At 65.6% G+C, this 7,702-nt stretch carries 7 protein-coding genes and 1 tRNA gene; 6 read left to right on the top strand and 2 right to left on the bottom strand.

Annotated elements, in window-relative coordinates; genetic code table 11:
• The first annotated feature begins 177 nt into the window (after positions 1 to 177).
• Complete coding sequence (locus AC56KL_RS19590) at positions 178 to 447, top strand: PAAR domain-containing protein (protein ID WP_497181844.1); 270 nt, start codon at positions 178 to 180, stop codon at positions 445 to 447.
• Positions 448 to 827: 380 nt separating this feature from the next.
• Here AC56KL_RS19590 and AC56KL_RS19585 read toward each other — a convergent pair whose 3' ends face one another.
• Positions 828 to 2,111 carry a hypothetical protein gene (locus tag AC56KL_RS19585; protein ID WP_497181843.1) on the bottom strand — a complete coding sequence of 428 codons (1,284 nt, stop codon included), beginning with the start codon at positions 2,109 to 2,111 and terminating at the stop codon, positions 828 to 830.
• A gap of 175 nt (positions 2,112 to 2,286) precedes the next feature.
• Here AC56KL_RS19585 and AC56KL_RS19580 point away from each other — a divergent pair.
• The 4 genes from AC56KL_RS19580 to AC56KL_RS19565 all read left to right on the top strand — a co-directional run bounded on the left by AC56KL_RS19580 (position 2,287) and on the right by AC56KL_RS19565 (position 6,059).
• Positions 2,287 to 2,362, top strand: a tRNA-Lys gene (locus tag AC56KL_RS19580).
• 118 nt (positions 2,363 to 2,480) lie between these two features.
• On the top strand, positions 2,481 to 4,127 hold the full coding sequence (locus tag AC56KL_RS19575) for a choice-of-anchor I family protein (protein ID WP_497181842.1): 1,647 nt from the start codon (positions 2,481 to 2,483) through the stop codon (positions 4,125 to 4,127).
• A 67-nt stretch (positions 4,128 to 4,194) separates the two neighbouring features.
• The gene (locus tag AC56KL_RS19570) at positions 4,195 to 4,788 is read left to right on the top strand and encodes an IMPACT family protein (protein WP_497181841.1); all 594 of its coding nucleotides are present in this window, start codon (positions 4,195 to 4,197) and stop codon (positions 4,786 to 4,788) included.
• Positions 4,789 to 4,889: 101 nt separating this feature from the next.
• Positions 4,890 to 6,059, top strand: a complete 1,170-nt coding sequence (locus tag AC56KL_RS19565) for an MFS transporter (protein ID WP_497181840.1) — start codon at positions 4,890 to 4,892, stop codon at positions 6,057 to 6,059.
• Here AC56KL_RS19565 and AC56KL_RS19560 read toward each other — a convergent pair.
• Positions 6,010 to 6,624, bottom strand: coding sequence for a cysteine hydrolase family protein (locus AC56KL_RS19560; RefSeq protein ID WP_497181839.1), 615 nt, complete (start codon positions 6,622 to 6,624; stop codon positions 6,010 to 6,012). The two genes, AC56KL_RS19565 and AC56KL_RS19560, sit on opposite strands and share 50 nt — an antisense overlap.
• Before the next feature lie 89 nt (positions 6,625 to 6,713).
• On the opposite strand from AC56KL_RS19560, the gene AC56KL_RS19555 reads away from it, so the two are divergent.
• Positions 6,714 to 7,646, top strand: a complete 933-nt coding sequence (locus AC56KL_RS19555; RefSeq protein WP_497181838.1) for a LysR family transcriptional regulator — start codon at positions 6,714 to 6,716, stop codon at positions 7,644 to 7,646.
• Positions 7,647 to 7,702 lie beyond the last annotated feature (56 nt).

The following is a 7,702-nucleotide window of genomic DNA, read 5'->3' as shown; positions in this document are numbered from 1 at the left end:
CTTCGGACACCGTCACGACTTCGATGGTTTGGTTGTTCCTAGTCATACTCACAGTCATATTCCCATCCGTTAGGATACAGCATCGACTGTGTCTGGTGAATCAAGGGGCTATCTCACAGGTAGAAATATGCAGCTTCGGATTTCTGTTCGCATTCAAAACGCTAGGGCACTCCTTCCATGAAAAACGCCATCCGGCTAGGCGACGCCACGTCGCACGGAGGCAAGGTGATCAGCGCCAGCGCCACCCACTTCACGGTTCAAGGAATTCCTGTGGCCTGCGTAGGGGACACATGCAGTTGTCCCATCCCTGGTCACGCGGGCTGTACGATCACAACCGGCTCTCCCCATCACAAGGTCAGCGGCAAGAGCATCGCTTTCGATGGTGACAGCCTCAGCTGTGGGGCAAAGCTTATCTCGAGCTTTAAACACTTCAGTACGAATATGTAGCCCCAGCCAGGCTCAACCATGCCCATGAGAATGTACCATTGGTGTTACCATCAACCAGTAGCGGCACGCTGTGACGCATTTGTGACATGAATTCTGCCATCTAACCGGTTGTGCCCTTGGGTGAGAACGACTGTCGAGCTCGGCAAGCGCTGCAAGTCATTGATTAATAAAGAATGCCCATTCCGACCCGGCGACTTTTAATCCATTGGCCGCAGGTTCGAATCCCGCACGGCCTACCACGAATTTGCAGGACTCCCACGAATTTCGGTTCGTGGGCTTTTTGCGTTCCGGTCTACCTCCCGACGATCGGGGAAACCTTTACTGCAATCGAACGGCTGCGCATCAAGCCGACGGCGAGAGGAGTGGCAACACGCTGCACATTACCGGCCGAACAGTCCCCGGCTCAACACATCGACCACGCCCTTGGTCACGGCTTCCGTCACCGTGCTTTTAGCTGGAGCGGGCGTCTTGTTCTCTTCCGGCGTCCTCTCCTGCTCCACCGCGGCGGCCTGCATCATCGCACCCATGCCCGGCGCCAGCGAGGCCACCGACTTCAGCCGCAGCTTGACGTTCCACTGCGGCTCCCAGGTTACTTTCGGATCCTTCGGCCGCGGCGGATACGCCATGTTCAGTTCGTTGCCGTAGGCGATGACGCGCGACATCGCCATTGTGCCGACCGCTTCTTTCGGCGCCAGACATTCACTGGCCCCGGCCGGCAGCAGCACCTTTTCCTTTTGCCACTTGCTGATCGATCCGTTTGGCTGGTAGTTCACCAGGCCCATGCCCATGTCCGGCAACTCGCTGGAGGTCCAGTACACCATTTCCATGTCCTTGCCGTCACCCTGGCCCGGGTCGCGCATGCCCATCGACTGCACGAACCAGCCGCTGGCCTGCTGCATCGGCTTCCACTTGAACAGCACACCCTTGTCTTCGTCAATGCGGGTCGCTTCGACGGCAGGCATCAGGTCGTGCTGCGCGTCGATGTTGAACTTGAAGCCGTCCACCACGCCGTCACCGGCAAAGGCGTGCTCACCCACCATCGACGCACCATCCGGCAAGCGGCGGGCGTCGTTCCTGTTCGGCCAGCCGGGACGGCCTGGGGCCGGATGCGGCACGCGCGCGGTAGCGCTGCGGTTCTGGAAGAATTTGTTGAATTGCGAAGGATCCATCTTGGCCAGGTCGAGCACCATCGGCTGTCCTTTGCGCACTTCCGCGCCGCAGCCCCAATACAGGTACATTTTCCCTTTCGGCATCTCGAGTTTCGGCTGTACGGTATCCGTCTCTTCCGGGATGCTCATGTCGACTGGCCCCTGCTCCGGCGCCAGCAGGTTCAGCACGGATCCCAGTTTGGCGCCGGCCGGCACGCTTTGCGTCGCCGTCGTCAATTTGCCGTTGTTGCGGGTCAGGAGGGTGACGTCCATCCAGCGGCCCGGGCTCTGGGCCTGGGTCATGCCGAAGCTGTTGTCGCTGCCCTTGGCGCCGAACAAGGCGCTCATCACGCCGCTGCCGCCGCCAGGTATCGGCATGCCACCGGAAAACGTGGCGAGGTCGATGTAGGCCTGGCTGACAGGAGGCTTGACCTTCTGCACCGGCTGCGCGGCGAGGACGGAAGGCAGGACGAACAGGGCCGAGACGGCCAACGCGAGGCGTTTTGGCGAAAACATGGGGCTTCCTACGGTAGGGTTCCAAAAGCGGACAGTGTGCGGGCATGACGCTGTCGAGCCCATCCCCTCGCGAGGGGGAAGTTGACGTGAAGCGTGGCAGAATGCGGCCGGCACGGACTAGTGATACGAGGCACTTGGATATTCGCGCAAATGCCGTTATAATCTCGGCTTCTTCGGGTCGTTAGCTCAGCTGGTAGAGCAGCGGACTTTTAATCCGTTGGTCGCAGGTTCGAATCCCGCACGGCCTACCAAAGATTCAGCAAGGAAGGCGTCATGAGAAATCGTGACGCCTTTTTTGTTTTTCCCGCGTCATCTTGTTGTCATCCCCGCCTCCTATGCTGTCGGTTTTTCAACTCAGGAAACCCGACAATGACGCTTTTCGATCTCGCCGCTCCACCGAAACCCCTGCGCGTCCTCGGCGCCGCCATGCTGGCTGCCGGCATCCTCACCGGCTGCGGCAGCAGCGACGATGACGAAGACCTGACGCCGAAGACGCTGACGATGGAAAAGATCGGCAGCTACAACGGCGGCAAGGCCGGTGCGGCCGAGATCACCGCCTTCGACGCCGCCAGCAAGCGCCTGTTCGTCGTCAATGGCGCCAACGGCACCGTCGATGTCCTCGACCTCGGGACCCCCTCCGCGCCCAAGCTGGTCGGTACGATCAGCGTCAGCGCCTTTGGCGCCGGTGTCAACAGCGTCGCCATCCACGACGGCCTGGTCGCGCTGGCCATCGAATCCGCGCCCAAGACGAGTCCCGGCACGGTCGCCTTCTACAATGCGGCCGACCTGAAACTGGTCAACAGCGTCAAGGTCGGCGCCCAGCCCGACATGCTCACCTTCACGCCGGACGGCCGTACCGTGCTGGTCGCCAATGAAGGCGAACCGAACAGCTACGGCCAGGCCGGTTCGATCGATCCGGAGGGCTCGGTCAGCGTCATCACGGTGAACCGCGGCGGCACGCCGACGGTCGCCACCGCCGACTTCCGCGCCTTCAACGGCCAGGAAGCCGCGCTGCGCACGCAGGGCGTCCGCATCTACGGCCCGGGCGCGAGCGCGGCCCAGGACTTCGAGCCGGAATACATCGCCACCAGCGACGACGGCCGCACCGCCTACGTGACCCTGCAGGAAAACAATGCCGTCGCCATCGTCGACGTTGCCACCGCCAAGGTCAGCGCGGTCAAGCCGCTCGGCACCAAGAACCACAATGTGGCGGGCATGGGCATGGACGCGTCCGACGAAGACGGCGGCACCAACACCAACAGCGGCACGCCGGCCGTCAAGATCGCCCCGCAGCCGGTGAAAGGCATGTACCTGCCGGATGCGATCGCCCGCTTCACGGTGGACGGCACGACTTACCTGATCACGGCCAACGAAGGCGATGCGCGCGCCGACTGGCCGGGCTTCAACGAAGAAACGCGAGTACGCGCTCACTGCACCGCAGGGCTCGACCCGGCCGTGTTCGGCAATGCCGCCAACCTGATCCTGGACTCGAACCTCGGCCGCCTGCGCGTCACCACCACCCCGAACGGCGGCAGCACCGGCAAGAATGCAGCCGGCCAGTGCACCGAGCTGTACACTTTCGGCGCCCGCTCGTTCTCGATCTGGGATACCAACCTGACGCGCGTGTACGACTCGGGCGACGAGTTCGAACAGAAGACCGTGTCGCTGCCGAACGCGCGTTTCAACGCCAGCAACGACAACAACGAGCTGGACGGCCGCAGCGCGTCCAAGGGGCCGGAGCCGGAAGGTGTCGTCGTCGGCCGCTTCGGGACCAAGACCTATGCCTTCATCGGGCTCGAGCGCATCGGCGGCGTGATGGTCTACGATGTCAGCAAGCCGTCGGCGGCGAGCTTCGTTACCTACCTCAACACCCGCACGAACGACACGGGGGACCTGGGACCGGAGGGCCTGGCCTTCATCCCGGCGGACAAATCGCCGAACAACAAGCCCTTGCTGGTGGTCGGCAACGAAGTAAGCGGCACGACCGCCATCCTCCAGATCAACCTGAGCTATTGAGTCTGGAAACGGGAAATGCCGACCGTGACGGTTGGCATTTCCTGCCGCGCCGCCGATAATCGGCGCCATGCCCTACTCCATCGCCGCCCCCGTCCACGCCGAACTCGTCATCAAGAAGAGCCGCTTCCTCGCCTGCGTCCAGCCGATGCCCGACCGCGCCGGCGCCCAGCAGGTCGTGGCAGCTCTGCGCGCCGAACACCCCGGTGCGGCCCATGTGTGCTGGGCCCTGCTGGCCGGCGGCCAGTCGGCGGCCGTCGACGACGGCGAGCCCAGCGGTACGGCGGGGCGCCCCATGCTCGACGTGCTGCGCCACCAGGACCTGGAAGGCGTGCTGGCCACCGTGGTGCGCTACTTCGGCGGCGTCAAGCTGGGCGCGGGCGGCCTGGTGCGCGCCTATACGGACAGCGTGGCCCAGGCCCTGCTGCACGCGCAGAAGACACCCCTCATCAAGCTGCAGGAAATGCGCTGTACGGCGCCGTATGCCCTCGAAGGCATGGTGCGCCGCGAACTCGATGCCGCCGGCGCCCGCCTGCTCGAGGTGGCGCACGGCGACGCGGTGCTGTTCGATTTCAGCCTGCCCGTACAGGACGTTCCTGCGCTGCGCACCCGCCTCGACAATGCGGGCCACGGACGCATTGCCTGGCCGGACATGGATGCGTAGCGCACATATCCTCTCGCTATACCTGACATCACGACACGAAAGCGGACTGTGCGCGCGTCACGCGCTATAGTGGCCGGTCCACTTCGCCACGACCGCACGTTTTGATCAAGAAAAGCCTCTTTCCCCTCGCCCTCGGCGGTTTCGGCATCGGCATGACCGAATTCGTCATGATGGGCATCCTGCCCGACGTGGCCGGCGGTCTGCAGATCAGCATCCCGCAAGCCGGCCATCTCATCACTGCCTACGCCCTCGGCGTCGTGGTCGGCGCGCCCACGCTCGTCAGCCTGCTGGCGCACCGGCCGCCGCGCAGCGTCCTGATGTGGTTCATGGCGATGTTCACGCTGTTCAATGCGATGTCGGCCTTCTCTCCGAACTACGAGATGATGATGCTGTCGCGCTTCATGGCCGGCCTGCCGCACGGCGCCTTCTTCGGCGTCGGCGCGGTCGTCGCCAGCCGCCTGGCCGACGAAGGCAAGGTCGCGGCCGCGCTGGCCACCATGTTTACCGGGCTGACACTGGCCAACGTCCTCGGCGTACCGGCCGGCACCTGGCTCGGCCACAACGTGAGCTGGCGCGCCGTGTTCCTGGTGGTGGCGGCGATCGGCCTGCTCACCGTGCTGGCGCTGCGCCGGCTGGTGCCGCACATCGAGGCGAATGCGCGCACCAGCCTGCTGCAGGACCTGCGCATCTTCCGCAGCCGCGCCCTGTGGCTGGCGCTTGGCATCACCTCGATCGGCACCGGCGGCTTCTTCGCCTTCTTCAGCTATATCGCACCGCTGCTCACCGAAGTGACGCATTTCAGGCCGTCGACCATTCCGATGGTGATGACGGTGGTGGGCGTCGGCATGACGGTGGGCGTGCACCTGGGCGGCAAGCTGGCGGACCGCGTGCCGCCGCTGCAGGCGATCCTGGTCCTGCTGGCGATCATGACCGCCCTGCTCCTGTGCAACGGCCTGTTCGCGGGCTCGCAGCCGGCGATGCTGGCGCTGGCCTTCGCCACCGGCGCCAATGCGCTGGCGCTGGGCCCGCCGATCCAGATGCTGCTGATCGAACACTCGCGCGAGGCGGAAATGCTGGGCTCCTCGCTCGGGCAGTCGGGCTTCAACATCGGTAACGCGCTGGGCGCCTTCCTGGGCGGCATTCCCCTCACGCTGGGCTACTCGTATGCCTCGCCGCAGTGGGTGGCGGCCGGGCTGGCCCTGGCGGGCGTCATGCTCGCCCTCATGATGCTGGCGCAGGGGCGCGCCCAGGCGGCGGGGGCTGCCGCGTGAGCATGCCCACGGCCGCCAGCACTTCGCTCGACCACACCACGGTGGCGAATTCGCCATGCAGGCTTGCCAGCGCCGTGTCGTGCATCTGCTCGGCCGTGTAGTAGCGGCCGTCGGGGCCCGTGCGCCCGAAGGTGGCGGTGGCGTCCGCCACGAAATAGGTCTCGAAACCCAGGTTGCCGGCCATGCGGGTGGTCGTGGACACGCAGTGGTCGGTGGTCAGCCCCATGATTACCAGCACCTGGATGCCGGCCGCGCGCAGGCGCGCTTCCAGGTCGGTGCCGATGAAGGAACTATTGACACTCTTGGCGATGACCGGTTCGCCCGGCAGCGGCTGTCCCTCCGGCTTGTGCGCATGGCCCGGCGTGCCGGGGCGGAACAGGCCGGCCGGCGATGCCGAGTGGTGCTGCACGTGGAACACCGGCCGCCCGCTTGCGCGCCAGGCCGCCAGCAGCGCGGCGATCTTCGCTTCCGCGCCCGGGTTGTTGCGCTGGCCCCAGCCGGGGTCGTTGAATGCCTGTTGTACGTCGATGCTGACCAGGGCGGCGTTCGATGGCAGTGCATGCATGTGGCTCTTTCAATGGATGATCGGGACCGCCATGCTGCGCCGGCCGCCACGCCGCCACAACCGAAATGGCGGATAATGGCCGGCCTGACATGAAGGATTTCGATGGCATGAAGCTGAGCCAACTGAAGATGCTGGTTGCCGTGGCCGACCACGGCAGCTTCGGCGCCGCCGCCGCGGAACTGGGCTGCACGCAGTCGCGCATCAGCCATGCCATTGCCGAACTCGAAGGCGAACTGGGCATCACCCTGCTGGCGCGCGGCCGCGCCGGGTCGGCGCCGACCGAGGCCGGACAACGGGTGCTGCGCAAGGCGCGCCAGATGCTGCGCCTGGAACACGCCTTGCGCGAAGCGGCCGTGGCGGACGACGCGCTGGCCGGCACCGTGCGCATCGCCTGCTTTCGCAGCATCGGCACCCATGTGCTGCCCCACGTGGTGCAAGCGCTGGCCCAGGCCCATCCGCAATTGCATGTCGAGATCGACGACAGCTGTGAGGGGCGCGCCGACGTCACCGCCGCGCTGCAGGACGGCGTGGCCGAGATCGGCATTGCCCAGCTGCCGCTGGCCGCGGCACTGGCTTCGCATCCTTACCTGCACGACGACTATGTGCTGGTGACCCCGGCTTCGCTGGCGCTGCCGCATGACGGGGGAGCGGCCTGGCCGCCGCTCGGCGATCTGCCCTTCATCGCCCTTGGCTGCACCGGCGCTGCCGAGGTCCTGGCGCGCTGCCGCGCCGCCGGCATCGCCCTCGAACCCGGCCGCACGCTGGCCAACGACACCAGCATCGCCGCCATGGTCGGGCGCGGCATGGGCTATTCGATCCTGCCGCGCCTGGCCACCTTCCCCGAGCCGCCCGACGTGAAGATCCTGCCGCTGCCGATCCCGGCGCGGCGCCAGTTCGCGATCGCGGCGCTGCCGGACGTGATGCGCCAACCGGCCGTACGCGCCGTGGTGCGCGCATTGCGCGACCGCAGGCTGGCAGCCGACACGGAGGCAGGCCGGGCCGGCATCATCGGGTGGGACTAGGCGCGTTGGACAAACCGTTCGACCTAGCTAGCAGGCAAGTGAAAGGAAGGCCGGAT

It is taken from the genome of Telluria sp. ZB4P34 (genome assembly GCF_059686055.1).
The sequence above is the reverse complement of the archived record's forward strand: the minus strand, read 5'-3'. Positions and strand labels throughout refer to the sequence as shown.